Here is a 27,000-nt window from a genome sequence, read left to right as displayed (position 1 = left end):
AACAACAATTAAATGAAAAGAGCGAGCGTTCCCGCTCACTCCTCCTAGACATTTGATATGACCATTATAACACACCCATATTAACACAACAAGTTTTATAGGGCTATTTCCCAGGACTTAGATACACCCTCCTCAATCAAGTACAGCCAATTAAAATAGGGATAACTGATCCTCATCCGGTAAGCCTTCTAAAACACCATTTTCATCCATAAATTCAATCAAGGACTTAGAAACTTTCCCGCGTTTTTGTAGGTCTTCTTTAGAAATAAATTCCGCCTCTTCACGTGCTTGGACAATTTGCTTTGCCACATTGACGCCAAGTCCGGGAATCGTTCTAAAAGGTGGGATAAGGCTATCACCCTCCACTATAAAATGACTGGCTTGTGATTTATTCAAATCAATCATTTGAAATTTAAAGCCGCGTTCAAGCATTTCATTGGCTAACTCCAAAACCGTCCTCAGACTGTTTTCCTTTACGGAAGCTTCCATCCCTTTGGCCATAATCTCTCTCAGTCGATGCTTAACCATTTCTTTACCTTGATGCATAGCAATCACATCAAAATCCTCTGCTCGCACTGAAAAATAAGCAGCATAATAATATAAGGGATAATAAACCTTAAAATAAGCCACTCTGAGGGCCATCATAATATAGGCAGCCGCATGGGCTTTAGGGAACATATACTTGATCTTTAAGCAAGATTCGATATACCATTCTGGAACATTATTGGCACGCATTTCAGCTTGCCATTCATCCGGGATTCCTCTTCCCTTACGAACATGTTCCATAATTTTAAAGGCCAAAGCATCTTCTAATCCATATTGCATCAAGGTAACCATGATGTCATCCCGACAACCAATCACCTTGGCTAAGGGGACAATCTCCTTCTTAATCAAGTCCTCTGCATTCCCAAGCCAAACATCAGTTCCATGAGAGAGTCCCGATATTTGTAATAGCTCCGCAAAGGTAGATGGATGGGTTTGAGTTAACATTCCCCGAACAAAGGAGGTTCCAAACTCTGGTACACCAAGGGTCCCAGTTTCCGAATAGATCTGATCTTTAGTCACACCTAATACTTCCGGACTCGAGAAGATTGACATCACTTTCTCATCCGCCATCGGAATGGTCTGAGGGTCAATTCCTGAGATATCTTGTAAAAATCGAATCATGGTCGGGTCATCATGCCCCAAGATATCGAGCTTTAGAATATTATCATGGATAGCATGAAAGTCAAAGTGAGTTGTCCGCCAAGGTGAATTCACATCATCTGCAGGAAATTGTACCGGGGTAAAATCGTACACATCCATATAGTCTGGTATGACGATAATCCCTCCAGGGTGCTGACCCGTGGTACGCTTAGCCCCCTCGACACCTTTAGCCAAGCGTTCTTTCTCGACCTGAGGAAGCTGCTCCTGCTTTCGCTCTAAATATCCTCTGACATATCCAAACGCTGTTTTTTCTGCAACGGTTGAAATAGTTCCAGCTCGGTAGACGTAGTCTTCCCCAAATAGCACCTTAGTATAGGCGTGGGCATTGGGTTGGTACTCACCCGAGAAGTTCAAGTCAATATCAGGAACCTTATCCCCCTTAAAACCTAAGAAGGTTTCGAAAGGAATGTCGTGGCCATCTTGTTTCAAAGGCATACCACATTGTGGGCAATCCTTTCTTGGCAAGTCAAAGCCTGACCCAACCGACCCATCTGCTATAAACTCACAATAATGACAATCGGGGCAGAAATAATGCGGTGGTAAAGGGTTCACTTCGGTAATCCCTGTCATCGTGGCAACAAAGGAAGATCCTACTGATCCTCTTGATCCTACCAAATAACCATCTTGATTTGATTTGAGCACTAATTTTTGAGCAATCAAATAGATAACGGCAAAACCGTTAGAAATGATAGAATTTAACTCCTTTTCCAGACGTTGCTCAATCAATTCTGGTAAGGGGTCACCATATAATTCGTGAGCTCGGGTATAAGCCAAGTCACGAATTTGTTGATCAGACCCTTCAATGACTGGTGTATAAAGCTTACTCTTAATCACTTCAATATCATCCTGAATTGAATCCGCCAGTTGATTAGGGTTCTTAACAACAATCTCGTAGGCTGTTTCTTGTCCTAAAAAAGCAAATTCTTCGAGCATTTCAGATGTTGTCCTAAAATGAACCGGTGGCAAATGCAGCTCACGGTGGCTATTAATTTTTAAGGATTTTAATAAGATTTCCCGATATATCGCATCATGAGGATTTAAATAATGAACATCTCCTGTCGCAACTACTGGCTTATTTTTTTCTTTTGCCAAACGTATAAGTTGTCGCATGATATCTTTAAGGTCTTCCTGACTATTAACCAATCCTTGTTCAATCAGGACATCATAAACTGAAAGAGGCTGAAGCTCAATATAATCGTAATCATCCACCAAGCGTGAAGCCGCCTCATAACCTTTTTGCATCATGGCGGTGAATACCTCTCCTTCAGAACAGGCCGTTCCTAAAAGCAAATTAGCACGATATTGTTTTAGGATGGACCTTGGTATTCTTGGTGTCCGATAAAAATAATTGACGTTGGATAAGGAAATAAGCTTAAAGAGATCTTTCAAACCCTCTTGGTTTTTAACTAAAAGTGTCGTATGGAAGGGTCTGGATTGTTTATAGGCATCGCCCTTGCCGAGTTGGTCGTTCAATGACTGATGGTTAGTCATTTGATAATCTTCAATCGCCTGGTCCAATAATTTAAAGAAGATCAAACCCGTTGCTTGCGCATCATAGATGGCTCGGTGGTGTTGCTCAAGATTCACTTCATAATGTTTGGCTAATTGATTCAACCGATGGCCTTTAAGGTGCGGATTCACTAATCGAGATAAAGCTAAAGTATCAATCGTCGCTTGTTCACATTTTCGATTCAAATGCCGTTGATAGGCTTGGCTTAAAAAACCGATATCAAAAGAAGCATTGTGGGCCACTAGGATACAACCCTCACTGAATTCTGCGAAATCCTTGATAACTTGTGCTTCTTCGGGCGCATTAGCTACCATGTCATTAGTGATCGATGTTAGTTCTGTCGTAAAGGATGATAGCGTTTGGTGTGGATTAATGAAACTTGAGAAGGTGTCTATCTCATGGCCTTGGTGCATCTTTGTCGCAGACAATTCAATGATTCGGTCATATACCGAAGACAATCCTGTTGTCTCCACGTCAAAAATAACATAGGTCGCTTTTAAAAGATCAATATCCGACTCAAAGTAAGCAATTGGTTCCCCATCATCTACAACATTAGCTTCCATACCGTAGATCACTTTAATGCCTGCTGCTTTACCTGCATTATAAGCTTCAGGAAAAGCCTGGGCACCAGCATGGTCGGTAATTGCAATAGCACTATGACCCCATTTAGCTGCTTGCTGGATAAAATCCGAAACCGAATTGGTAGCATCCATTTGAGACATATTACTATGTAAATGCAATTCGACCCGTTTGGCTCCTTCAGCATCATCCAACCGTTCCGGCCCCTTGATACGGCGAATTGACCGTGGACGAAATTCAAGTTCCCCTGAATAATTATCGACTTCCATATCACCTTCTAGGCGCAGCCAATCCCCCTTATTAAATTGACTAATTTGCTCTTTACTTAATCGACGATTAGAGATCAACTTAACAGCTACAGAAGACGTATAGTCCGTCAATTTAAGAATTACCAAAAGTTGCCCCGATCTAAGTTCTCTTTCCTCTTTAGCAAAAACATAGCCTTCAATGACTTGACGTTTTTGATGATCGATCAAATCAAGCATAGAAAGTGCAGGAATATTAGGAATATCTTTACCAATGTCAGGTATATCACTCGCTATCGGCGTTTGCTCTTGCTTCTTTTCTGCTTGTTCGATAGCGCGCATTAAAGAGGCTTGATCAAGTTCATCAAGGCGCTGGCGGTTCTGCTCACATTCTCTTTGATTAAGTTCATCATCAACATAATAAGTCACAGAAACCGATTCGATCGCTGCTTGTTTTAAACGCTGCTGAATAAGCGTCTGGTATTTGCCCTCTAAATTATCCTGAACACTTTGACTAGATAATCCAATACGAATCCCTGAATCCCGGTCATAATTGGCTTTACAATTCGATAAAGCTAATTTTAAGAAGGGAGATTCTTGGATCAGGAGCGTTTTTATGGCCTGCCAATACTCCAGTAATTCTTCCTTCGAAAGATCTTCATCTTCTTCAAAAGACCACCAGACTTCGACCTTAGCAATCGAAGCGAAAGCTGCCACCATTTGATGCATAACCAGTTGATAGACATCCGGATGAATCCGACGAGGCAAGCTAAGATAAAAATGCCATTCTTGACTTTGCTGATACACATCCACATGATCAACTCGTCCACCTCTTAATACATGGCGTAGATCCGTATCTTGAATCGCTAATTGATCCAATAAAATATCAAATAAAGACGGTTGAGTATCCATAAAATGCCCCTTTCTTAATAATCCAATCTCTGGTCTTGACTGATCAATAACCAATCATGGATAAATAAGGAAAAACCCAGGCATTAACTATCACCTGGATTCCCTTCTTTTTGACTTGATTGTGCGTTTCAGCTTAGAAAAAAGCGCGCATAATATCATTCCAAGTCACTAATAACATTAATATAAATAAAAAGCCCACTCCAATTAGCGTAATTATTCCTTCTTTTTCTTGGCTTAAAGGTTTACCGCGAACTCCTTCAATAAGATTCAAAACAATTTTACCACCATCTAGAGCAGGGATTGGTAATAAGTTAATAATCCCTAAATTAGCTGATAAAGAAGCCGTGAAGGCTAAAATATCCAGAATTCCTCGTTTAGCTACCGTAGAGGTCGCTTGAGCAATGGCAACAGGACCTCCAAATAAGTTCAGATCAAAGCCCCGTGTAAAAAGAGAAGCCAAGGCCGATACCACCATGGCAATGGTGTTCCATGTCGCTGTAAAACCAAAAAGAAGCCGGTCTTTAATAGCCGTGTTCGATGCCATCATGATTCCAAGAATGGCATTTCCATCTTGATCCTGATCAATGTGAGCTTCCTGTGTTAGGGTCTGTCCTCCACGATCAATCGTCAAGCGAACTGTTTCACCACCGTGTTGACCAATAGCTTGCGTTAAGGCATTCCAATCTTTTGTCGGCTGATCATTTAAACTTACAATCCGATCTCCTGCCATCAAACCAACTTTTTCAGCAGGAGAATCTGAAACAACCTGACCAATTTGATTAGAATATGACGGAATTCCTGGTAAAAGAAATCCCACAATCATAAAGGTTATAATTGAAAGAATGAAGTTATTAAGTGGCCCTCCAAAATTGGTCAGAATTTTATTTTTAACACTGACCGCTTCATAGCGCATTTCTCTAGGGGCTACCATCAGCTTGGTTCCATCAGCTTCAATAATTTGAGCATCTTTAGCTACTTCAAAACTTTGCAGATCCTCTTGGTTTGGAAGATAAGCCCACAACATCATTTGATCTTTAAGGTCAACCTTATCTACCCGAACAGCAAGTTCTTCTACTGAGAGAGATCTATCAGAGGTATTAATTTGTTGAATCTGGTTTTGGTCATTAAATAAAAGAGCGAGCGACTGCCCCGGCTGAATCTCTTCCTCTTCATTAAGGCCGGCCAATCGTACATATCCACCTAGTGGCAGCATCCTAATCGTATAAGTTGTACCATCCTCAGCTTGATGGGAATACAATTTTGGACCCATACCTAGTGAAAACTCTCTCACTAAAATTCCAGCCCGCTTTGCCCAAAATAAGTGACCATACTCGTGTATCACCACAATGACAGAAAAGATAATTAAAAAATAGATCAATGTTTTTAACATTTAATACGCCCTCTCTAGCATTAAAACTTACTGATACTTTGCCAAACCATAAACATAATCGCTGCAAAAATTGATGAATCAAAGCGATCTAATACGCCTCCATGTCCCGGTAAAAAATAACCTGAATCTTTAACGTTGAAATGACGCTTATAAGCTGATTCTACTAAATCACCAAACTGCCCTGAAATAGATATCAAAATGGTCAAGAGTGGTAGCCACTGACGATGACGAATATCCAGCTCAAAAATCCAAGCATAAATCATCGAGAAAAGTAAAGCCGTAGCTATTCCACCAATGGCTCCCTCAATGGTTTTATTAGGTGAGATATGACTAGCTAACTTATGCTTCCCAAAAGTCCGACCAAAAAGGTAGGCACCTGTATCCGTCATCCAAATTACTAAAAAGAGGTAAATAATTGTGGCTAAACCTTCATCTCGAATCTGAATTAAAAAACGAAATCCAGATCCAATATAAAGCGCTGCAAAAATCAATGTTGCCGCATCCACAAAGTTAAAAATTTGATAGCGATATACTGTCAATACTAAAAGTAACATGGCCGCCACATAAAACATAAATACCGGCTGAGATAACGGAAGAATGATCCGATAATAATAATTAGGCAAGACGATGGAAGCCATGGCGAAACAAGAAATAAGTCCGATCTCATTAAAAAAAGAAATCTTCTTCATCTTAGCAATCTCATAAAGTGCAATGAAACTCAAAAACAGGATGGCCCAAGCAAAGATACGCCCCCCTTTTACTAAGATTGGCAAAAAAATAGCCAATCCAATCACTGCTGAAATAATTCGTTGCTTCATGACTGATCCCCTTACTCTATTTATTATACTTTGCCATAACGACGTTGCCGTTTAGCATAACTTTCAATGGCCTTATCCAATTCTTCCGCTGTAAAGTCAGGCCACAATACCTCGGTAAAATAAAATTCACTGTAGGCTAACTGCCATAATAAAAAATTCGACAAACGTAGCTCTCCTGATGTACGAATCATCAAATCTGGCTGGGCTAAATCCCCTAAAAAGCCAGTCATCAAATGCTGGTCCATCAAGGTTTGATCAATTTCATCTACCTTTAACTCCTGATTAGCTACACATCGACTAATTGATTGAACTGCTCGAAGAATCTCATCACGCCCCCCATAATTCAAGGCAATATTTAGGATTAGACCTTGATTGTCTTTCGTCTTTTCCAATGCTTCCCGCATCATTGCTTGAGTCTCAGCTGGGAGTGCCTCAACTTGACCGATCACCGTAATTTTCACTTGATTTTCCATCAATTGAGGCATGAAATCTTTAAAAAAGCTTTCTGGTAGCTTCATTAAATAGTTCACTTCATCCTTAGGACGAGCCCAATTCTCCGTTGAAAATGCGTACACCGTTAAGACCTTAATCTTAAGTTGGTGACAACGCATGACAATCTCTTTTAATCGCTCGACACCCTTTCGATGTCCATACACTCGGGGCATCATTCTTTTTTTAGCCCATCGACCATTACCATCCATAATGATAGCGAGATGCTTAGGGATACTATTTGGCGTTACTTGCATGGCTTACTCCTCGTTCATTCAAATTCAGTATCTATTATAACAAAAGTCACCCAGAAAATAAAAATAAAGTCCACAAATGATCTAACTTGCCAACTCATTGACTGTAATGCAGGCAAGCATTATTAAAAGGCTGCGACCTAAAAGTCACAGCCCTATCTATAAAAAGCTTAATAGTTCCTCTTAACTGAATAAAAGATTCTTGAGTCAATCACCAAAATAATGATTAATTATTTCGAATTTCTTCTTCTTTCACTTTGGCTAGGCGATCAATTTCATCCGTTGCGTTATCAGTTAATTTTTGAATATCTTTTTCGTAACGCTTCACGTCATCTTCCGTTAACTCATTATTCTTTTCCATCTTTTTGCAATCATCAATCGCATCACGGCGAATATTGCGAACTGAGATCTTAGCATTTTCCTGTTCCTTACCAACCACTTTAACAAGATCTTCACGACGTTCCTTGGTTAAAGCTGGGATGGTTAAACGAATAACGTCACCGTCATTGTTAGGTGTAATACCAACATCACTCATTAGAATTCCTTTTTCAATATCTTTTAAAGATCCTTTATCATAAGGTGAGATCATTAACATTCTTGGTTCAGGAATGGTGATCGATGCCAGTTGATTTAAAGGGGTAGGCGCGCCGTAATACTCAACACTCACTCGATCTAGGATACTCGCATTGGCAACCCCAGCACGAATACTTCCTAATTCTCTTTGAAAAGCTTCAATGGATTTATCCATCCGAGCCTTCGTTGTTTTTAATAAATTATCAGCCATTCTATTCCTCCTGAAGGTATTGTTTATTTATTATAACAAAATTTTTAACTGGCGAACAGTCATCAACCCCTAATTATTGGCGTTTCCAACTGTTGTCCCTATATTTTGACCCAGAACAACCTTTTTAATATTTCCTGGTTGATTCAAATTAAAGACCACTAAAGGTATATCATTATCCATACTCAAGGATGAGGCTGTTGAATCCATCACTTTCAATCCCTTTTGAATAACATCCAAATGCGTTAAATGCTCGAACTTCTTAGCTGATTGATCTAATTTTGGATCAGCAGAATAGACCCCATCCACATTATTTTTAGCCATTAAGATCACATCCGCCTCAATTTCAGCAGCTCTTAATGCAGCGGTCGTATCCGTTGTAAAATAAGGATTTCCAGTTCCACCCGCAAAGATGACAACGCGCTGTTTTTCTAAGTGTCGAATCGCCTTTCGACGAATATAAGGTTCTGCAACTGCCCGCATCTCAATCGAAGTTTGTACCCGTGACGGTACGCCTAGATTTTCCAATGAGTCCTGTAAGGAAAGAGCATTCATAACAGTAGCTAACATGCCCATATAATCAGCTTGAGCTCGGTCCATTCCCATTTGTGAGCCAATGGAACCACGCCAGATATTCCCCCCACCAACAACGATCGCAATTTCAACCCCCAATTCATGGACTTCTTTTAATTCCTGACAAACCGCCTGAACAGTTTGAGGGTCAATTCCATAGCCTTTTTCACCAGCTAAAGCCTCGCCCGATAACTTTAACACAATACGCTGATACTTGGTCTTTGACATCTTCATCCTCCTTTAAACACTTGCCTCAAATTCGTAAAAAAAAGGCGGGCAAGAAAGCCAATACCCGTCTTTCTTTAACTCCCACCTTATTCAATCTGATTAGTTATTCATTTGTGCTGCAACTTCTTCAGCAAAGTTTTCGGAACGTTTTTCCATTCCTTCACCCACTTCAAAGCGCACATAAGCTGCAACTTTACCACCATGGCTAGCAACATACTTAGCTACAGTTTGATCGCCATCTTTAACAAACGCTTGTTCATTCAAGCAGATTTCGCTATAGAATTTATGCATACGACCTTCAACGATCTTATCAACGATGTTTTCTGGTTTACCTTCATTTAAAGTAAGTTCACGTTGTACAGTCCGTTCGCGTTCAACTTCTTCCGCATCCACATCTTCTGGATTTAAGTACTTCGGATTAATCGCTGCCACGTGCATTGCAACATCTTTAGCTACTTCTTCATCTTTAGAATCAGCAATAACGGTTAATACACCAATACGTCCACCTTGGTGAGCATATTCACCAAAGACGTCATTGTCAGATTTAGTTAAAATCGCAAAACGACGGAAAGAAATCTTTTCGCCAATGACCTGAGTTGCTTCAATAACTTGGTCAGCAATACTCTTGCCATCAATTTGAATTTCGTTAGCTGCTTCAAGATCTGCTGGTTGAGCTTTTGCTACAGCTTGCGCAATATCGTTAACTAACTTGATGAATTTTTCATTGCTAGCCACAAAGTCTGTTTCTGAGTTGACTTCTACTAATGATGCAACATTTCCATCAACATAGCTAGCTGTCAAACCTTCTGCTGCAATACGATTAGCTTTTTTAGCAGCCTTTGCTAATCCTTTTTCACGTAGGTTGTCGATTGCTTTATCTAAATCGCCATCTACTTCAACCAATGCTTTTTTAGCATCCATCATACCTACACCGGTGATGTCACGTAATTCTTTAACTTGTTTTGCGCTAATGTTTGCCATTAAAAATCCTCCTTGGAATATCTTGCTTAGATAAGCATTTATTTAATTATAACAAAATTTTTGTCCCAACTAAAGTGTTATTATCGTCTTTCAAAAAAACTACCCGAGAGGCTCAGACGTCTCCGGGTAGTGAACACGATTACTCAGCCTCGTTTTCAGCTGTTTCTTCGTTTGCTTCTTTGCCTTCTTCAAATAGGTTGTCGAAGAATTCTTTATCATTTTCTTCATCAACTTCAACATCTACCTGACCTTGTTTTGCTTCAACACAAGCATCAGCCATTGCCGCTGTAATCAGTTTGATGGCACGGATTGCGTCATCGTTAGAAGGGATAACATAGTCGATTTCATCTGGATCACAGTTTGTATCTACCATAGCGATGATTGGAATGTTCAACTTACGTGCTTCTTGAACAGCAATGCGTTCTTTACGAGGGTCTACAACGAAAAGAACATCTGGGATTCTTGGCATATCTTTGATTCCACCTAAGAATTTTTCAAGGCGATCCCATTCTTTACGAATTTCAACCACTTCTTTTTTAGGTAGAACATCAAAAGTACCATCCACTTCCATTTGTTCGATTTCTTTCAAGCGACGGATACGTCCTTGGATTGTTTTCCAGTTAGTCAATAGTCCACCTAACCAACGGTGATTGATGTAATATTGACCAGCACGTTCAGCTTGTTCTTGAACAGATTGTGCTGCTTGTTTTTTGGTTCCTACGAATAAGCAAACGCCACCATCAGCTACAGTTTCACGCATAAAGTTGTATGCTTCATCAACTAATTTAACGGTTTTTTGAAGGTCGATGATATAGATACCATTGCGTTCTGTAAAGATATAACGTTTCATTTTAGGGTTCCAACGTCTTGTTTGGTGACCAAAATGAACACCGGCTTCGAGTAAATGTTTCATTGAGATTACTGACATAATATAACTCCTTTTGTTTTTATTTCCTCCAAGTACTTCTTCTAACTTCAGGACTTCAGTAAGCAACCCTCAAATTATCCATACTTGTGTGAATTGTGCTCAATCGCACTCTTAGCATTTTAGAATAAATCAATCAAAAAATCAAGCTCTAATTTATTTAGATCTTAATGATACGGGCAGATCAAGAATCTCCTTAAGTGCCACCGCCTTCTTCAATTGAGAAGATCGCTGTCTTCTTCTAGCTAGTGAGTTTGCCACTTGCAGATTTTCTTGATTGGGTTTTAAGTCATTTGAGCCTATTTTTGAAGATCGCATTAGTGGATCTTGATTCCCTATTTGAGAATCCATTTGGGTTGGCAGTTTTTGTGCTTGATTAATCTTTCGACATTTTTGAGCATTGTTTTTTCTTTTTGCTGCTGCATGCTTGTCCAACCGTTCACTGGTGACTATTTGACTCGTCTGTGCTCTTTTAGAACGCTTAGTCGCTTTTAAAGCAGGTTCTTTTACTTTAGACTCGCTCTTTCTTACTTGACTAGAATCGTCAGTTTGCTTTAGATGACGGCCTTTAACAAAGGCATAGGCTAGAAAAAATAGAATAACGAGAAGATTATTCATTCTGATCACTCATTTTAAATGAATCTGACTCCTCGCCTGCAATCGCTTGACGCATCTTAGAGTCTGATTGAATATTTTCAAGTTTATAATAGTCCATAACTCCCAGCTGTCCTTTTCTAAAGGCATCCGCTACCGCTAAAGGAACTTGAGCTTGAGCCTCAACGACCTTAGCACGCATTTTTTGAACCTGTGCCACATTCTCTTGTTCTAAAGCGACAGCAATGGCACGCCGTTCTTCGGCTTTAGCTTGAGCAATTTTTTTATCAGCTTCTGCTTGATCCGCTTGAAGTTTTGCTCCGATATTTCGGCCGACATCCACATCCGCAATATCAATCGATAGAATTTCAAAAGCAGTCCCAGAATCCAACCCCTTGCGCAAAATCGTTTGGGAGATGGAGTCCGGATTTTCTAAGACTTCTGAGTGAGTCTTAGCAGAACCTACTGTGGTTACAATCCCTTCGCCAACCCGAGCAATAATCGTTTCCTCTCCAGCCCCTCCGACAAGGCGCTCGATATTCGCACGTACCGTTACCTTGGCCTTCGCTTGAACTTCAATCCCATTCATCGCAACCCCTGCAATGACTGGCGTTTCAATCACCTTCGGATTGACAGATACTTGAACTGCTTCAAAGACATTACGTCCTGCTAAGTCAATGGCCGCTGCTTGCTCAAAGCCTAGCTCAATATTAGCTCTTTGAGCGGCAATCAGCGCATCAACCACTATATTGACATTTCCACCTGCTAGGTAATGGGCCTCTAACTCATTCGTCGTTATTGGTACCCCGGCTTTTGTCGCTTTAATTAGAGGGTTCACAATATCGGAGGGTTTTACCCGTCTTAACCGCATTCCTGCTAGATCTGCAATGGATACCTTGGCTCCAGAGAAATAAGCCGTAATCCATAAGCCAATCGGAACAAACCGTAAGAACAAGGTCAACAGGATGATAATCAATACAATAATCATCAGTGTTGAAAAAAAACCAGGATTTAGCATAATCTCATACATTAAACTCTCCATTATTTCACTCTCCTAACATATAATTGATTCGACTGGTAGCCAACAATTATTATTTTCGATCCGGCTTCAATCAATTCATCTTGACTGAAGGCTTGATATAATTTCTCTCCCAACTGAATCTTACCAACTGGCTTAAGATTCGTCCGTGCTACTCCCATTTCACCGATTAATTGAGATAGGTCTGGTAATAGCTCTGATTGGTCCTCAGATAAATGGCCAATAGTTTTATCAAGAACAAACCGTGGACTCATCTGCAATTGAAAGCCCCAATTCAATAACAGAGTTGCTTCGATCACAGACCAGATAATAGTTCCAAGAAAGAAGAGCAAAGTCAGCTCAACACGTCCTATTTTTAACCACAGACCAACAAATGCAAGAATCAAGCCCAGAAGGCCTGCTAAACCTAAATCTGGCACATACAATTCCACCACTAACAAGGCCATACCAAAGGCAAATAATAAAAAATAGTATAAATTTGCCCCCTGCCAACCAAAATAAATCATAAAGGCTAACAATGCTAAAAGATAAAGTAGCCAAGAACGTTTCGTAAAAATTGATAAAACTAACAAAGACACACCTATTAGAATAAAGAAAGTCATATTAAACCATCTCCTTTCCTTAACTCTTTATGGATTTATAGATTTTGCTTCATCTTTAGCTATCTGTTGGAAAGAGTCCTTTGGTGCATGTCGTAGAAAGGCCTGGCGTTGTGAATACGAGTAACCATCTCGTTCAAGAATATCTCGTTTAATGATCCGATATAAAGCAGATGCAATCGGCACCCCCAATAACATTCCTGGAATTCCTAATAGGCCACCTCCAATGGTAATAGAAAATAGAACCCACATACCCGGAAGCCCTAATGAAGATCCCACAATCCTTGGATACACAACATTTCCTTCAAACTGCTGGAGAATAATAATAAAAAGTAAAAACCAGAATGCCTGTGAAATCGAATGAACTGAAATCAAGACCATTCCTAAAATACCTGAGATATAAGCTCCAAGCATTGGGATTAAGGCAAATACCCCTGTTAAAACACCAATCATACCTGCATATGGGAAGCGGAATAACCACATTCCTAAGGTGACCATCACTCCTAAAATGGTAGCTTCAATCACTTCACCGGTTAAAAAGTTCGTAAATGCTTCATCTAAAGTTGTTAGAACGTATAAAATTTTTCGAGATCGTTTCTTCGAGACATAGGTCGTTAGAACATGAAGAAACTGATCTATTAGCTTTTCCTTAGACATTAACAGATATAATGAAAAAATTAAAGCCAAAACACCATTAACGATAATCGAAGCTAGAGAACCAACCGTCGATAAGGTGGTATTGACAAAGCCAGATAGAAAATCATTCGTCCAAGATTTAAAATTCGATAGCATGGTTGACCAGTCTATTTCAAAGCGAGACATAACTGGGTTCGAATTATCTGGTAAAACCCTTTCCAACTGATGGGTCCATTTTTCAACGTGAGAAATAAAGACCGGAAAAGCCTTAATAGCTTCTGTAGCAACATTATAAACTTGTGGTACAACCAATCCAATTACAAAAAGCATAACCAGGAGTATCGTTAACAAAGACAAAGTAATCGCTAAGGGGCGCCGCGATTTTTGCCAATAACCTTGCTTTTTATGAGGCCACAAGATCCTTTCAAACTGAACCATCAGAATATTCAAGATATAAGCAATAACAAAACCGGCAATAATTGGGGTCATTACCATCCATAATTTACCAACCCAAGCAAAGATCAGCTTATAATTGAAAATGGCCAAGGTTAAGGCTGCAACCAATAGAATATAGCGCACAACAATTTTATCCAATTTTTGATATCCCTGCATTCACTCACCCTCTCTATTTTTTCTTCATTTTACCATGAAACTTTATCAAAAGCGATCAATTAACGCATCACGAACATGCTTTTACTTGGCTACTAAGCTCCAATAATCGTCCATCATTGAAGCTCACAAAGTTTAATTTATACTGACTCGCTATTAGCATTAATTTAGCTCAACTTACTGATTACAAACTTCCTTGAATACCCTTTAAGATAAGTAAGAAAGAACAAAAAAGAAGTTGCAACAAACAGTTGCAACTTCTTCATCAAATCCATTAACTAACCCGATTAGTCTTTTAATGGGCTATATTTAAAGACCAAATGATCTTCTTCTAGATCAGCTTCAATCATACTATGAGGAAGCACATCCCCTTTAATAATCGCTCGAGCTAATGGATTTTCCAATTCACGAGTAATAAAACGCAAGAGTGGACGGGCACCATATATTGGATCATAAGCACTCCTTGCAATCCAATCAATGGCTTTATCGGTTAAAGTCAAGCCCAAGTCTTGGTGAGCCAACCGTTGTCGTAATTGACCTAAGAATTTTTCTACAATGCCATGGAGATTATCTTGAGTCAATGGTTTAAACATGACAATATCGTCAATACGATTGAGAAATTCTGGTTTAAAATGATCCTTTAATAATCCTTCTACGGCTTGAGCGGTCTCATCTTTAATTTCTCCTTGATCCGTCATTCCTTCCAATAACAAGTGAGAACCAATATTTGAAGTCATGATTAGCACCGTGTTTTTAAAATCTACTACACGACCCTTAGAATCAGTTAATCGACCATCGTCAAGTACTTGCAATAGAATATTAAAGACATCGGGGTGAGCCTTTTCGATCTCATCCAATAAGACAATCGAATAGGGACTACGACGTACCGCTTCCGTTAATTGGCCTCCTTCTTCATAACCAATATAACCTGGAGGGGCTCCAACTAGCCGAGAAACCGTGTGTTTCTCCATATATTCCGACATATCAATTCGGACCATATGGTGTTCATCATCAAAAAGCACTTCTGCTAAGGATTTAGCTAGTTCAGTTTTACCTACCCCAGTTGGTCCTAAGAATAAGAAGGAACCAATTGGACGATTAGGATCCTGTAGACCTGAACGTGAACGAAGGACTGCTTCACTGACCTTCTGTACAGCTTCATCTTGACCAATCACTCTTTGATGGAGCGTTTGATCCAAGTGTAACAACTTGGTTCTCTCCCCTTCAACTAATCGATTAACGGGTATACCGGTCAATCGTTCCACCACTTTCGCAATTTCCGTTTCAGTAACACTCTCTTGGGTTAGCCGTTCCGCTTGATGACCGACTTCTTGACTCGCTTGCGCTTCGATTTCTTGAAGTTCTTCTTCCATCTTAGGTATTTCACCGTGCCGCAAACGCGCAGCCGTTTCAAGGTCATAATTATTTTCAGCTTCTTCCAAATCATGACGAGCTTGATCTAATTTTTCGCGTTTTTCACGAATCTTGTTCGAAGCTTCCTTCTCGATTTCCCAACGCATTTTTAATTCATTAGCTTCTTGCCGAACAGCAGATAAATCTTCTTGTAAGTTCTCTAAACGCTTCTTAGAAGCTTCATCTTCCTCTTTTTTCAAAGCGGCTTCTTCAATCTCTAATTGCATCAATCTCCGATTTACCGCATCCATCTCGGTCGGCATGGAATTCATTTCGACTTTAATAGTGGCACAAGCTTCATCAACCAAGTCAATTGCCTTATCTGGTAAGAAGCGATCTGTAATATAACGATCAGAAAGCGTCGCTGCCGCTACCAAAGCATTATCATGGATGGATACTCCATGATGGATTTCATAACGTTCTTTTAATCCTCTTAGAATTGAAATTGTATCTTCAACAGTGGGTTCATGCACCATAACCCTTTGGAAACGCCGCTCCAATGCCTTATCCTTTTCAATATTTTCACGATATTCATCCAAGGTCGTTGCCCCGATACAGTGCAATTCACCACGAGCCAGCATAGGTTTTAAGAGATTCCCTGCATCCATGGACCCTTCTGTTTTACCGGCACCGACAATGGTATGGATCTCATCAATAAATAGAAGGATTTGGCCTTCTGACTTTTTAACTTCTTTGAGTACCGCTTTTAACCGTTCTTCAAATTCACCGCGGTATTTTGCACCCGCGATTAAAGCCCCCATATCAAGGGAATAGATCTCCTTACCTTTTAAGTTTTCAGGAACATCCTTTTTAATAATCCGATGAGCCAATCCTTCTATAATAGCGGTCTTACCTACCCCAGGTTCACCGATCAATATCGGATTGTTCTTGGTTTTACGTGAAAGAATACGAATAACATCTCGGATTTCTTCATCACGACCGATTACCGGATCCAGTTCATTGTTCTTAACAGCTTCATTTAAATTCTTAGCATACTTCGCTAGAGATTCATAAGTTTCTTCTTGATTTTGTGAGGTCACAGACTCTCCTCCTCTCAATACTTTAATTCGTTCCTTGAGTGTGGCTTCATCCAATCCATTCTCCAATAAATATTGAGTTAATGGATTATTTTTTTGATTATATAGAGCCAGCAATAGTACTTCCGTCGCGATATACTGATCTTGAAATTCCTCAGCAATTGCAGAAGCATCACTGATCAATTGATTCAAACGACTGGATAACTGCTGACCATAAGTGACATTGCTCCCTGTCACTTCTGATATTTTATCGATCTCGCCTTCAATTTTTTGGCGAAAATCTGCTAAGCGAATCCCCAAATCTTGGTAAATTTTTCCTGCAAAATGATCATCTTGTGTAAAGATCAACCAGAGATGTGGTATGTCAATCGCTTGATGGTGACGAGTAATGGCGACTTGTTGGGCTTGACCCAAGGCCTCTTGGACCGTGGTTGTCATTTTATCGATCATCGTATCACTCCTTATGTCAAAAATAGTCAAACTTTTTAATGTTTTAAAATAGCTCTTGCTTAAGAGCTTATGTTTAGTATATACCATTGGTCAAAAAAGGTCAATCATTTTTTTGAAGATTTTTAACGATTTAATTGCAAAGATAGATTCAAGGCATATGAATCAAAGTCCAACTCATTCTGTGACGAAAAATAAAGGTCTAAACGAGCATTCAATTCCTTTAGAAAATCCGCTATATATGGAAGTTCTCCTTTTTCTTGATAAGGGTGTTGGTCAATATAGAAACGTAATTGCTCTTTAATAAATTGGTCCAGTGCTTGACGGTAACTAACCTGAAGATAAGGAAAACCTGTTTGGATATCCGTAGAAATTAAATATGCAGGGGCTAATAATATAAATTCTAGTGAAAAATGACTCACAGACTCTTTCGTTAAATCACTAAAGTAACGACTTAAATAACATTGATGAGTAATATACTGTTTAACCTGAGACATAATCATCCAACCTCTTAATTCTAAAGCATCCCTAAGGCAATCTTGGCATAGCGAGATAATTTTTCCAATGACCAAGGTGGGTCAAAAGTCAGTTCAACTTGAATATCCTCGACGCCAGGAATTTCTCCTAATGCTGCCTGAATGTCCCCGATTAAAACCCCTGCTAAGGGACACATCGGAGTCGTTAATGTCATTAAGACCTTTAACTTACCAGGTGCTTCCTCGATCACCTCATAAATTAATCCTAAATTAATCAAATCCAAGCCTAATTCTGGATCAATGACTTGAGACAACTGATCTACAATTTGAGTTTGAAATTCCGTTAAATCTCTTCCCTGTCGCATCATCTCTAAATCCATACACTACCTCCTTTAACTACTCTATTGTAAATAAAATGAATAAGATTGCAATCGATACGAATTCAGTGACCATTGAGTCTTCAAGATATTTTGAATAATTAGAAAATACCAACGACCAATTAAAAACTGGTTTAAAATTATCTTCTTAAAACAAAAGTCTGACTATGATATAATGAACAATCATCAAGGAGGAAGACTATGCAACAACATTTAATTGCCATTGATCTCGATGGAACCACTCTTAATAACCAATCCAAACTTAGCCCCTTAACACGACAATGCTTAAGAAAACTCGATGAAATGGGACATCTTATAGCAATCGTAACAGGAAGACCCTATCGCACATCCATTGGCCTTTATCAAGAATTAGGGATTACAAGCCCGATGGTTAATTTTAATGGGGCCTATTGCTGTTTTCCTCAGCGTCCAGCTTGGACTGCAGCCTATCATTATGACTTAGACCGGTCAATCGCCCTAGAGCTTTTAAAAAGGCAGGACAGCTTAAATGTCAATTTAATCTGTGCTGAAGGGATTGATCGCCTCTATTCTTCATCGATGAACTTACCAGATTCACCTTACTATCCCAAAGAAGAAACCCAATTGTCTAAGCTGACCCGATCAAGCTTAACTAAAAACCCTACCGCCCTAACCCTCTTTTCGAGTGAAGACCAGCAAACATTTATCAAACAACAGATTGAAAATAAGTATTCGGATCAAGTTGCAGTAAGAACTTGGGGAGGAGAATTTCCGGTTCTTGAAGTCGTCCGTGCCGGAATTAATAAGGCGGTCGGTGTGAAGGCTATTGCCGACTTCTACCATATTCCCAGGGAAAGTATTTACGCCTTTGGCGATGAAGATAACGATCGGGAAATGATTGAGTATGCTGGGCATGGTGTTGCAATGGCGAATGCCATTGAGCTGATCAAAAATAGCGCAGATGAGATTACTGATTTTACCAATGACCAAGATGGTCTGGCCAAGCATTTGATTAAAGCCTTTGATCTAAAAATTCTTTCATAAAAAAGCCTGCAGACTCAGGAGCATTATGAGGATAACTGTTTCAAACAGTTTGATCCAGCAATGTTCCTAAGCCTGACAGGCTTTTTAATCGGTTAAATCATCCACATTCTCATAAAGTTGATCAAACTCTAACCCATAACTATAGTTATGGCTATTATCCCTCATACTATCAGATGAAGGCTGGGTAGTTTGAACCTGTTTCTTCATGGCTCGTTGTTGATCCCGACTAAAGAAATGACCAACCACCTTAATCGAAGGCACGATATTAATGAAGGCTTTATCATCGGCATGCTTAACGGCTTGCTGTAAGGCATACAATTCATAACGGTTGATCACAACCATGACCACACTCCGCTTGTCTCGAAGATAGCCTCCCTGACCATCTAATATCGTTACACCACGAACAATGGACTTATAGATCGCATTCACAACCTCATCCATCTTGTTGGTAACTACCAAGGCAGTGAGACGTTGTTCAGAGGTATGGATGCTATCAATCGTATTGGCTAATACATAAATCGAAATTAATGTATAAAGAGCATTCTCCCATTCAAACAAAACACCTGAAGCAAAAATGATCAGGGAATTAATCGCAAACCCTAAGATCCCGATATTCACATTCACAACCCGTGCTAACACCAGAGATACAATATCCAATCCACCACAGGATAGGCCAAACTTAATTGCAACGGCAGAACCCAAACCACAAATTACACCGCCCATAATACCATTAAGTAAAGGATTCGTTGAAACTTGAATGACCGGTACAATATTCGTAAAAACAGTCGATAAAAAAACGACTAACAAACTCAGCAAGGTGAAGTCACGACCAATCTTAAACCATGACAAAAAAAGCAAAGGCACATTCAGAATAAACACTAGGTTTCCGACCGTCAAGAAAGGCCCAATCACCGGAATAACGGGTGCAAAATAATTAATAATTTGAGCAATCCCAGAAGTCCCTGAAGAAAAAATATCTCCTGGAATCAAGAAGAAATTTAAACCCATGGCAATAAAAAATGCGGCCATATTCGCAATCAAAATTTGAAATAAGATACGCACCAATGGCCTATCTTGAATATATTGTTCAAACAACCATACTCCCCCTTTTAAATAAAATGAAACCAGATCATTCTATCATAGATTAGAGACTTTTGCCCAACTTTTCAGGCAATGATTTTTGCAAGAGCCGTGCAATTGTCGATCCGATCACTAGGGTATCATATAAAGGTCTGGGGTCCTGACAGCATCTGATGAGACTGCGTAGATAGATTTCCCCATCTCCTGCTAAATAAAGATTATAATAGCCTGTTTTTGCTCCATTTAAGTCATTAATCGCTTCTAAAGCTTGAAATTTCTTTTGGTAATCGTCCAAAACATGAACTTGACGATAAATAATTTGCGCATCAAAATAAGCTTCCTCACTCTTTTGTAAGATGACTTCCACCATTAACATTCGCTCTTTAGACGCTCTAAACTGAAAACGATATAAATGGTGCCCTCCTTCAATAGCTTGGTACTGTGTCGGAAGTTCCTTTTCTTTTAACAGGGCCTCAAATTGTGTTTTAAATTCTAACATAACTACCCAACTTTCTAATTTGTTTTGAAATCTTCTTAAGTATAACAAATTATTATATAATCTTAAAGCGATTGACAAGCATTGTAAAAATGGTAACTTATAAGAGTAAGCAAGCGCTTAAAATACCAGAGAAAGCGATGGGATCGAATTCATGAAAAATCAATTATCTGATCACACAATCAATGACTTAATGGAAATTATTAATCTCGAAGCCATCAAACAATTACCCAAATCAACAGAGCATTTTATTTCGGACGTGCATGGGGAATTTGAAGCCTTTGACCATCTTCTACGTAATTGTTCCGGTGTTATATCCATTAAAGTAGACGACTTGTTTGACGGGATATTAAGCGAAGAAGAAAAACTCGATCTCTGCTTTAACATTTACTATCCGGAGGATTTAGTCTTAAATGCAGAAAAATCTAAAGAAGAATGGATGATATTACTTGACCAATTAGTTCGACTAACACGTCATGTAACCTCAAAATACACGCGCTCAAAAGTTCGCAAGGCCTTGCCTTCCGCTTATGCGTATATTCTGGAGGAACTCATCTATCAATATGATGCTGAAAACGATAAGATGCGTTATTATCATACGATCTTCAACACCATGATTGACCTTGATCTCGCTCGTCACTTTGCTGTTGCTCTGGCCCATTTAATCCAACGCTTTGTAGTCGATCATCTCCATGTATTAGGGGATATCTATGACCGTGGTCCGAATCCAGATAAGATCATGGATCGACTTATGGAGATTCCATCAATGGATATTCAATTGGGCAATCACGATATTATCTGGATGGGAGCTTATGCCGGCTCACTGGCATGTCTAACGACTGTCTTGCGAATTCAACTGCGTTACGGCAATACCCAACTACTTAAAGATTATGGTATCGATCTTTCCCGTCTTGCTAAATATGGTCACCGTTACTACCAAGATAATAAGGCCTTTCGTCCTCGAGGTAGCAACTTAAACTTAAGCCCAGAAGATGAGCTAGAAATCACCTTGATGCATCAAGCAATTTCCATTATGCAATTTAAGGTTGAGGGGCAAGTTATTCAACGACGGAGTGACTTTCAAATGGAGGATCGACTCTTACTGGATAAATTATCAGCAGATCGACAATCCATTCATCTGAACGGTAAAAAATATAGTATTAAAAACGGTTGCTTCCAACGGGTCAATCCAGATAACCCCTATGAGCTAACACTTGGTGAAGAACTCGTCCTATTAGACCTATTGCATCAATTTCAAACTTCCCCAGCCCTTAGTCGTCATATGAACTTTTTAGCCCAACAGGGAACTCTATACTTGACTTATAATAAAAATCTACTCTTTCATGGTTGCCTACCGATGACCGATGATGGTGACTTTATGTCACTCACCCTAGATGGCAAGGTCTATCAAGGACGCTCCTTAATGGACCGCTTTGAGTATGCGATTCGCCAAGCCTACATTCATAAAAATGATCAGGATGACTTTAATAAAGATCTTATTTGGTATCTCTGGTGTGGTCCGGTTTCTCCACTCTTTGGAAAACATGCAATGACCACCTTTGAACGTTACTTCATTGAGGATAAATCCAGCCATAAAGAAAAGCAAAATATCTATTATAGCTTGCGAGAAGAAGAGGACTTTTGCTTCAAAGTCTTAAAGGAATTTGGTCTTGACGAATCTGGTTATATCATTAATGGTCATACACCAATCAAAGCCATTGAGGGAGAAAAGCCAGTAAAAGCAAACGGAAAAATGCTCGTGATAGACGGAGGTCTCGCAAAACCCTATCAAAAAGTCACCGGCATTGCCGGCTACACACTCGTCGATAATTCACATGAAATATATATCTGTGCCCACCAACCTTTTACGAGTCGATCTGAAGCAATCCAATCGAAGAAAGACATTCTCCCCAAAAAATACATTGTTACCGAACGTCCTAAACGACTCTTTGTCGCAGATACCGATTTAGGTATGGAATTCGATAAAAAGGCTGACCGATTAAAAGAAATGCTTTTAGAAGATGAATAATTATAAAAAAAGCCCTCCCAAACACTTAACAAACATGTATTTGGGAGGATTTCTTATCAGTCCATAAAAAATAGGCCCTATTAATGGGCCTATCATTCTTATCTTAGAAACCGCGCTCTTTAATACGAGCAGCTTTACCAGATAAAGCACGAATGTAGTAAAGTTTCGCACGACGTACTTTACCTTTACGGGTCACTTCGATTTTAGCAACACGTGGTGAATGAACTGGGAAAGTCCGTTCAACACCAACACCGTTTGAAATCTTACGAACGGTATACGTTTCGCTGATTCCTGCACCACGGCGTTTGATCACTAAACCTTCAAAGATTTGCACACGTTCACGTTCGCCTTCAACAATTAAAGCGTGAACTTTCACGGAATCACCAGGACGAAAATCTGGGATATCGTTACGTAATTGACCTGCAGTGATCTTTTCAATCAATTGACTCATTCTTATTTCTCCTTCCAACAAACATTCTTAAATAGTCATTCTATTTAGCGGAATATCGTTAATTAGGGTCTCTTGACCACTTGTTTAATTATACTAGAAAACAATCAATTGTAAAGGAAAATCTTAGATTTTTTCAGCAAATCTCTTTATATTTAACCCGCTGACCTTCATAATAAAGTCCATAGGAGGATATATATGAACCATTCCATAAAGCTCCACTATACTGATCTTGAAACAATCACCATTCCAATCAGTCAAATTGACGACTTTAACTATCAAATAGAAAAGGGACAAATCGATCAATATCATCTAGTACTTAATCGATCATCGATCCTAGCCAACATCAAGGGTTACCCCTATCCGATTGACCACAACAATCTAGCTACTTACCTTACCGCTGACCACCCAGCTATTGTCAGCCTACAAATCGATGATCAGGACCCACTAAGCATCCGTTGGCAACAGTTACCCAATCCCAGTCTACAGGATTGTCAATGCGAACCCATCAATATCCGATCCTATTCCATTCTTGGAGAAAAGCAAATAACCCTCGGTAATCATAAGTACTTAAAAAACTTTTTTAGCAATAAAATTTATCAAAGTAAATAAAGGAGTTAAAATACAAAGAGCCTGCTAAATTCCATGAATCTAGCAGGCCCTTATAGATCTATTAAAAAATTTAGGCTTCAGCAGCTACTGGATAAACAGAAACTTGCTTTGCTTTTTTTCCTTTACGTTCGAAACGAACAACACCATCAATTTTTGCGAATAAGGTATCATCGCCACCGCGACCTACATTATGTCCTGGATGGATTTTTGTTCCACGTTGACGGAAAATGATCGATCCTCCGGTAACCGTTTGACCGTCGCCAACCTTAGCACCTAAACGTTTAGCAATGGAGTCACGGCCGTTTTGAGTCGAACCTCCACCTTTTTTAGTCGCAAATAATTGTAAATTTAATTTTAACATGAACTTGCACCTCCTATGCGATAACTTGTTTGATCTGAATATACTCTGGATAAGATTCTTGCGTCACTGTCAGCGCCAAAATCACATGTTGGCATAACAATTGGATATCATGATCTCTATTCTTTATGCCCAAATGTGGAATCGTCAGATTCAAATATCCGCCATGAACATCATCTATTTCAACTTCTGTCTCAAGTGACATCAATTGATACAACGAATTCTCAAGTGAAATGATTTGACTGGAAACCGCTGCGCAAACAATATCTAATCCTGGATCAGCCATCTCAGCATGCCCTTTTAATTCAATAAAACGAACCTGCTTTTGATCTGAGCTCAATCCTATCTGAATTCGAATCATTAGGCTTTAATAGCATTAATCGTCAACTTAGTATAAGGTTGACGGTGTCCTTGCTTACGATGTGAATCTTTACGACGTTTATATTTGAAAGTAACGACTTTCTTAGCACGTCCTTGTTTTTCAACAGTTGCTTCTACCGAAGCCCCTGATACGAATGGTGAACCGATTTTAGTTTCGCCTTCGCCACCTACAAGAACTACTTCTTCAAAGTTTACTTTATCGCCTTCTTGAGCGTCCAATTTTTCAACAAAAATTGTTTGTCCTTCTTCAACTTTGATTTGCTTACCGCCTGTCTTAATAATAGCGTACATTTAAGCACCTCCTATAATTTATTTTGAGACTCGCCAACTTGCGCGACCAATGTGCTTAATACACAAGCTGAGCGGTTGCAGATGTGGTGCTACACAATACAACAACAGTCTTATTCTAGCAGACTGATCTTCATCTTGTCAATGATCAATTGTAATTTGTTTTACCAGATTCGAACTCGTTTTTCAGGAGCAAGATACATGGAGTCTCCTTCTTTCGTTGCAAACTCTTGATGGAATTCGTCCAGATTTCGAACTTGAATATTGGCCCGCAATTCCGCCGGTGCGTGAACGTCGATTTGTAATAACATCGCTTCAAATTCTGGTCGAGCTTTTTGGCACCAAATCCGCGCCCAATTATAGAAAAATTCATCAACTTGGTAGTCAGACTCATGCTTTAAAGCTTGTAAAGCTGCCGTTAAGCCTCCGCAATCAGCAATATTCTCAGAAACCGTCAGCCGTCCGTTAACACTTCCTTGTCTATAAGGAATACCATCCCACTGATCGATCATAGCTTGAGCCTTGGCTTCAAAGGATCGGAAATCTTCTTCAGTCCACCAATTATTAATGTTTCCATCAGCATCCATCTTCGCACCATTATTATCAAATGCATGAGAAATCTCGTGAGCAATAACTGCTCCAATCCCACCATAATTCTGAGACCGAGACTGGTCTAAACTATAAAATGGCGCTTGTAAGATCGCCGCTGGGAAGCAAATCAAATTCCCTGAAGGGCTATAGTAAGCATTAACCATATCCGCAGGCATATGCCATTCTGTACGATCTACTTTTTTACCCATTTTTTCAAAATGATGGGCCACTATTATTTCTTGTAATTGACAAAAATTCTTAAAATAAGATTGATCCGAATCGACTTTTAAATAAGAATAATAAGCAGGATAGCTATCAGGATAACCTACCAAGACTTCAAAAGCAGCTAATTTTTGAATTGCTTTTTCGATCGTCTCTGGGCTTAACCAATCATTCTGATTTAATCGGTCTTGATAGACCTTGATCATCTGATCAACCATCTCTTGCACATCTGCTTTAGCTTTTGGACCAAAGTATTTCTTACCATAATACATACCTACTGGCTGACTAAAAACTTGTTTGACTTGATAATAAGCATGTTTTTTAAAGCTCTGAACTTCTGGGTTACCTGATAAGGCCAGGCTATACTGACTAGCCAATTGCCGAATTTCTTCAGATAATATATTAGCTAGATCATTAGCAACTCGGACCAATAACCAGGCTTGCAATTTTTTAAAGCCATCTTCTTTAAAGAAAGAGTTCCAAGCCTCAAAAAACTCAACTTGGGTCACAATAATGTTTTCAGGGACAAAACCAATCAAGCCTGTAATGATCGCATCAAACTTCAAGTTATTAAAATAAGCGATGACTTCATTGCTAGGACGTGGATTATATTGCTTAGTATAATCAGCTAATACTTCTCTTGATTTTTGCTTTTGAGCAAAATCTTTATCCAATTCCAAAGCTAATTGAACCAGTAACTCAGCTATTTCACTTGAATAGCCATATTTTTCTAATAGAGCTTGGCTTTGTTTTTCATAAGTTGCTAACAAACTCTGTCCCTTTTTATTTCCTTCTTGATAATAAGTAGTATCTGGTAGAATTAGATTAGGTACATCTAAATATAAAGCATGCTCTTTAGCTGATTTCAGGTCTGGGCTAACCGATAAATTAAAAGGACTCGTCCAACCCATTTCTATCATTTGATAGATTCTATCTTGTAAATTTTCGTAGTCTTCCGCTTTTAGAATCCAATCCAAGATTTTCTTCGCTTCTTGCACTCCAATTTTCGTGCGACTATCTTGATCTAAAGCTAGTCGATAAAGCTTCACAAATTCCAATAGTGCTTCGTCTTCTAATTCAACGTTTCCAGCAAGCATCTGGTCCACTTCTGACAACATGGTCTCCTCAAGCTCATCCGCTAAAACTGAAAACCCTCCTGTACGAGATTTATCATTAGGAATAACCGCTGTTTTAAGCCAGTCGCCATTCACTGCTTGGTATAAATCTTCTTTTACTAACTGTCGATCAATCGTCATACAAGCACCTCTTTCTTAAAATTATCTGTATTATATCATACTAAAAAAAGGCCTATCAATCTTAGACCCTACCAAAAAAGCTGCTTTTAAAAGCAGCT

General features: G+C 39.3%; 25 protein-coding genes and 1 other annotated feature. Of the genes, 3 read left to right on the top strand and 22 right to left on the bottom strand.

Annotated features, from left to right (window positions below; translation table 11 throughout):
• Nucleotides 1-150 precede the first annotated feature (150 nt).
• From HMPREF2758_RS02945 to HMPREF2758_RS02875, 15 genes are all read right to left on the bottom strand, one after another.
• Nucleotides 151-4,452, bottom strand: a complete 4,302-nt coding sequence (locus HMPREF2758_RS02945; protein WP_070609093.1) for a PolC-type DNA polymerase III — start codon at nucleotides 4,450-4,452, stop codon at nucleotides 151-153.
• Between the two features lie 133 nt (nucleotides 4,453-4,585).
• Entirely contained in the window at nucleotides 4,586-5,842 is a 1,257-nt protein-coding gene (gene rseP, locus HMPREF2758_RS02940; RefSeq protein ID WP_070609092.1) for an RIP metalloprotease RseP, read from the bottom strand.
• Between the two features lie 20 nt (nucleotides 5,843-5,862).
• On the bottom strand, nucleotides 5,863-6,660 hold the full coding sequence (locus tag HMPREF2758_RS02935; protein ID WP_006907682.1) for a phosphatidate cytidylyltransferase: 798 nt from the start codon (nucleotides 6,658-6,660) through the stop codon (nucleotides 5,863-5,865).
• Nucleotides 6,661-6,683: 23 nt separating this feature from the next.
• Nucleotides 6,684-7,406 carry an isoprenyl transferase gene (locus tag HMPREF2758_RS02930; protein ID WP_006907683.1) on the bottom strand — a complete coding sequence of 241 codons (723 nt, stop codon included), beginning with the start codon at nucleotides 7,404-7,406 and terminating at the stop codon, nucleotides 6,684-6,686.
• A 223-nt stretch (nucleotides 7,407-7,629) separates the two neighbouring features.
• On the bottom strand, nucleotides 7,630-8,187 hold the full coding sequence (gene frr / locus HMPREF2758_RS02925) for a ribosome recycling factor (protein WP_006907684.1): 558 nt from the start codon (nucleotides 8,185-8,187) through the stop codon (nucleotides 7,630-7,632).
• Nucleotides 8,188-8,256: 69 nt separating this feature from the next.
• Complete coding sequence (pyrH, locus tag HMPREF2758_RS02920; RefSeq protein WP_006907685.1) at nucleotides 8,257-8,985, bottom strand: UMP kinase; 729 nt, start codon at nucleotides 8,983-8,985, stop codon at nucleotides 8,257-8,259.
• Between the two features lie 99 nt (nucleotides 8,986-9,084).
• Nucleotides 9,085-9,966 (bottom strand): translation elongation factor Ts, encoded by an 882-nt coding sequence (gene tsf, locus HMPREF2758_RS02915; RefSeq protein ID WP_070609091.1) that lies wholly within the window; start codon nucleotides 9,964-9,966, stop codon nucleotides 9,085-9,087.
• 139 nt (nucleotides 9,967-10,105) lie between these two features.
• The gene (rpsB, locus tag HMPREF2758_RS02910) at nucleotides 10,106-10,894 is read right to left on the bottom strand and encodes a 30S ribosomal protein S2 (RefSeq protein WP_006907687.1); all 789 of its coding nucleotides are present in this window, start codon (nucleotides 10,892-10,894) and stop codon (nucleotides 10,106-10,108) included.
• A gap of 153 nt (nucleotides 10,895-11,047) precedes the next feature.
• The gene (locus tag HMPREF2758_RS02905; protein WP_070609090.1) at nucleotides 11,048-11,509 is read right to left on the bottom strand and encodes a hypothetical protein; all 462 of its coding nucleotides are present in this window, start codon (nucleotides 11,507-11,509) and stop codon (nucleotides 11,048-11,050) included.
• A complete protein-coding gene (gene floA, locus HMPREF2758_RS02900; RefSeq protein ID WP_070609089.1) occupies nucleotides 11,502-12,527 on the bottom strand; it encodes a flotillin-like protein FloA in 1,026 nt (341 codons plus the stop codon). The genes HMPREF2758_RS02905 and floA overlap by 8 nt, the downstream gene beginning before the upstream one ends.
• Complete coding sequence (locus HMPREF2758_RS02895) at nucleotides 12,527-13,126, bottom strand: NfeD family protein (protein ID WP_070609088.1); 600 nt, start codon at nucleotides 13,124-13,126, stop codon at nucleotides 12,527-12,529. The genes floA and HMPREF2758_RS02895 overlap by 1 nt, the downstream gene beginning before the upstream one ends.
• A 27-nt stretch (nucleotides 13,127-13,153) precedes the next feature.
• Complete coding sequence (locus HMPREF2758_RS02890; protein WP_006907691.1) at nucleotides 13,154-14,371, bottom strand: AI-2E family transporter; 1,218 nt, start codon at nucleotides 14,369-14,371, stop codon at nucleotides 13,154-13,156.
• 284 nt (nucleotides 14,372-14,655) lie between these two features.
• Nucleotides 14,656-17,268: an ATP-dependent chaperone ClpB gene (clpB, locus tag HMPREF2758_RS02885; protein ID WP_070609087.1), complete on the bottom strand. Its 2,613-nt coding sequence runs from the start codon at nucleotides 17,266-17,268 to the stop codon at nucleotides 14,656-14,658.
• A 122-nt stretch (nucleotides 17,269-17,390) separates the two neighbouring features.
• Complete coding sequence (locus HMPREF2758_RS02880) at nucleotides 17,391-17,762, bottom strand: hypothetical protein (protein ID WP_246823217.1); 372 nt, start codon at nucleotides 17,760-17,762, stop codon at nucleotides 17,391-17,393.
• Between the two features lie 20 nt (nucleotides 17,763-17,782).
• Nucleotides 17,783-18,121, bottom strand: a complete 339-nt coding sequence (locus HMPREF2758_RS02875) for a metal-sulfur cluster assembly factor (RefSeq protein WP_006907694.1) — start codon at nucleotides 18,119-18,121, stop codon at nucleotides 17,783-17,785.
• 198 nt (nucleotides 18,122-18,319) lie between these two features.
• On the opposite strand from HMPREF2758_RS02875, the gene HMPREF2758_RS02870 reads away from it, so the two are divergent.
• Nucleotides 18,320-19,141: a Cof-type HAD-IIB family hydrolase gene (locus tag HMPREF2758_RS02870; protein ID WP_070609085.1), complete on the top strand. Its 822-nt coding sequence runs from the start codon at nucleotides 18,320-18,322 to the stop codon at nucleotides 19,139-19,141.
• Nucleotides 19,142-19,225: 84 nt separating this feature from the next.
• Here the strand turns inward: HMPREF2758_RS02870 and HMPREF2758_RS02865 are convergent, their stop codons facing one another.
• Nucleotides 19,226-20,236 carry a YitT family protein gene (locus HMPREF2758_RS02865; protein ID WP_070609084.1) on the bottom strand — a complete coding sequence of 337 codons (1,011 nt, stop codon included), beginning with the start codon at nucleotides 20,234-20,236 and terminating at the stop codon, nucleotides 19,226-19,228.
• Between the two features lie 49 nt (nucleotides 20,237-20,285).
• On the bottom strand, nucleotides 20,286-20,720 hold the full coding sequence (locus HMPREF2758_RS02860; RefSeq protein ID WP_070609083.1) for a hypothetical protein: 435 nt from the start codon (nucleotides 20,718-20,720) through the stop codon (nucleotides 20,286-20,288).
• Between the two features lie 151 nt (nucleotides 20,721-20,871).
• Between HMPREF2758_RS02860 and HMPREF2758_RS02855 the strand changes: the two genes are divergently transcribed.
• Complete coding sequence (locus HMPREF2758_RS02855; protein ID WP_070609082.1) at nucleotides 20,872-22,746, top strand: fructose-bisphosphatase class III; 1,875 nt, start codon at nucleotides 20,872-20,874, stop codon at nucleotides 22,744-22,746.
• Nucleotides 22,747-22,849: 103 nt separating this feature from the next.
• Here the strand turns inward: HMPREF2758_RS02855 and rplS are convergent, their stop codons facing one another.
• Entirely contained in the window at nucleotides 22,850-23,197 is a 348-nt protein-coding gene (rplS, locus tag HMPREF2758_RS02850) for a 50S ribosomal protein L19 (RefSeq protein ID WP_070609081.1), read from the bottom strand.
• Between the two features lie 195 nt (nucleotides 23,198-23,392).
• Here rplS and HMPREF2758_RS02845 point away from each other — a divergent pair, with 195 nt between their 5' ends.
• The gene (locus HMPREF2758_RS02845) at nucleotides 23,393-23,806 is read left to right on the top strand and encodes a hypothetical protein (protein WP_070609080.1); all 414 of its coding nucleotides are present in this window, start codon (nucleotides 23,393-23,395) and stop codon (nucleotides 23,804-23,806) included.
• A gap of 70 nt (nucleotides 23,807-23,876) precedes the next feature.
• On the opposite strand, the gene rpmA is transcribed toward HMPREF2758_RS02845, so the two are convergent.
• From rpmA to HMPREF2758_RS02825, 4 genes are all read right to left on the bottom strand, one after another.
• Nucleotides 23,877-24,167, bottom strand: a complete 291-nt coding sequence (gene rpmA, locus HMPREF2758_RS02840; RefSeq protein ID WP_006907701.1) for a 50S ribosomal protein L27 — start codon at nucleotides 24,165-24,167, stop codon at nucleotides 23,877-23,879.
• 13 nt (nucleotides 24,168-24,180) lie between these two features.
• Nucleotides 24,181-24,525 carry a ribosomal-processing cysteine protease Prp gene (locus tag HMPREF2758_RS02835; protein ID WP_070609079.1) on the bottom strand — a complete coding sequence of 115 codons (345 nt, stop codon included), beginning with the start codon at nucleotides 24,523-24,525 and terminating at the stop codon, nucleotides 24,181-24,183.
• Nucleotides 24,525-24,836, bottom strand: a complete 312-nt coding sequence (rplU, locus tag HMPREF2758_RS02830; protein ID WP_006907703.1) for a 50S ribosomal protein L21 — start codon at nucleotides 24,834-24,836, stop codon at nucleotides 24,525-24,527. The genes HMPREF2758_RS02835 and rplU overlap by 1 nt, the downstream gene beginning before the upstream one ends.
• A 16-nt stretch (nucleotides 24,837-24,852) precedes the next feature.
• Nucleotides 24,853-24,923: a sequence feature (ribosomal protein L21 leader region), on the bottom strand.
• Nucleotides 24,924-24,997: 74 nt separating this feature from the next.
• Nucleotides 24,998-26,902 (bottom strand): M13 family metallopeptidase, encoded by a 1,905-nt coding sequence (locus tag HMPREF2758_RS02825; RefSeq protein WP_070609078.1) that lies wholly within the window; start codon nucleotides 26,900-26,902, stop codon nucleotides 24,998-25,000.
• Between the last annotated feature and the right edge of the window lie 98 nt (nucleotides 26,903-27,000).

Source organism: Facklamia sp. HMSC062C11 (assembly GCF_001810675.1).
Classification (GTDB): domain Bacteria; phylum Bacillota; class Bacilli; order Lactobacillales; family Aerococcaceae; genus Facklamia; species Facklamia hominis.
This window is presented reverse-complemented; position numbering and strand designations above follow the sequence as displayed.

Excerpts from the sequence above, each read along its gene's own strand:
- HMPREF2758_RS02945 (WP_070609093.1), bottom strand. The coding sequence starts at position 4,452 with ATGGATACTCAACCGTCTTTATTTGATATTTTATTGGATCAATTAGCG.
- rpsB (WP_006907687.1), bottom strand. The coding sequence starts at position 10,894 with ATGTCAGTAATCTCAATGAAACATTTACTCGAAGCCGGTGTTCATTTT.
- HMPREF2758_RS02875 (WP_006907694.1), bottom strand. The coding sequence starts at position 18,121 with ATGGATTTAGAGATGATGCGACAGGGAAGAGATTTAACGGAATTTCAA.
- HMPREF2758_RS02825 (WP_070609078.1), bottom strand. The coding sequence starts at position 26,902 with ATGACGATTGATCGACAGTTAGTAAAAGAAGATTTATACCAAGCAGTG.
- HMPREF2758_RS02895 (WP_070609088.1), bottom strand. The coding sequence starts at position 13,126 with ATGACTTTCTTTATTCTAATAGGTGTGTCTTTGTTAGTTTTATCAATT.
- frr (WP_006907684.1), bottom strand. The coding sequence starts at position 8,187 with ATGGCTGATAATTTATTAAAAACAACGAAGGCTCGGATGGATAAATCC.
- pyrH (WP_006907685.1), bottom strand. The coding sequence starts at position 8,985 with ATGTCAAAGACCAAGTATCAGCGTATTGTGTTAAAGTTATCGGGCGAG.
- tsf (WP_070609091.1), bottom strand. The coding sequence starts at position 9,966 with ATGGCAAACATTAGCGCAAAACAAGTTAAAGAATTACGTGACATCACC.
- HMPREF2758_RS02845 (WP_070609080.1), top strand. The coding sequence starts at position 23,393 with ATGAACCATTCCATAAAGCTCCACTATACTGATCTTGAAACAATCACC.
- rplU (WP_006907703.1), bottom strand. The coding sequence starts at position 24,836 with ATGTACGCTATTATTAAGACAGGCGGTAAGCAAATCAAAGTTGAAGAA.
- HMPREF2758_RS02905 (WP_070609090.1), bottom strand. The coding sequence starts at position 11,509 with ATGAATAATCTTCTCGTTATTCTATTTTTTCTAGCCTATGCCTTTGTT.
- HMPREF2758_RS02890 (WP_006907691.1), bottom strand. The coding sequence starts at position 14,371 with ATGCAGGGATATCAAAAATTGGATAAAATTGTTGTGCGCTATATTCTA.
- HMPREF2758_RS02860 (WP_070609083.1), bottom strand. The coding sequence starts at position 20,720 with ATGTTAGAATTTAAAACACAATTTGAGGCCCTGTTAAAAGAAAAGGAA.
- HMPREF2758_RS02855 (WP_070609082.1), top strand. The coding sequence starts at position 20,872 with ATGAAAAATCAATTATCTGATCACACAATCAATGACTTAATGGAAATT.
- rseP (WP_070609092.1), bottom strand. The coding sequence starts at position 5,842 with ATGTTAAAAACATTGATCTATTTTTTAATTATCTTTTCTGTCATTGTG.
- rplS (WP_070609081.1), bottom strand. The coding sequence starts at position 23,197 with ATGAGTCAATTGATTGAAAAGATCACTGCAGGTCAATTACGTAACGAT.
- HMPREF2758_RS02935 (WP_006907682.1), bottom strand. The coding sequence starts at position 6,660 with ATGAAGCAACGAATTATTTCAGCAGTGATTGGATTGGCTATTTTTTTG.
- HMPREF2758_RS02930 (WP_006907683.1), bottom strand. The coding sequence starts at position 7,406 with ATGCAAGTAACGCCAAATAGTATCCCTAAGCATCTCGCTATCATTATG.
- floA (WP_070609089.1), bottom strand. The coding sequence starts at position 12,527 with ATGGAGAGTTTAATGTATGAGATTATGCTAAATCCTGGTTTTTTTTCA.
- HMPREF2758_RS02835 (WP_070609079.1), bottom strand. The coding sequence starts at position 24,525 with ATGATTCGAATTCAGATAGGATTGAGCTCAGATCAAAAGCAGGTTCGT.
- HMPREF2758_RS02880 (WP_246823217.1), bottom strand. The coding sequence starts at position 17,762 with ATGTCTCAGGTTAAACAGTATATTACTCATCAATGTTATTTAAGTCGT.
- rpmA (WP_006907701.1), bottom strand. The coding sequence starts at position 24,167 with ATGTTAAAATTAAATTTACAATTATTTGCGACTAAAAAAGGTGGAGGT.
- HMPREF2758_RS02870 (WP_070609085.1), top strand. The coding sequence starts at position 18,320 with ATGCAACAACATTTAATTGCCATTGATCTCGATGGAACCACTCTTAAT.
- clpB (WP_070609087.1), bottom strand. The coding sequence starts at position 17,268 with ATGATCGATAAAATGACAACCACGGTCCAAGAGGCCTTGGGTCAAGCC.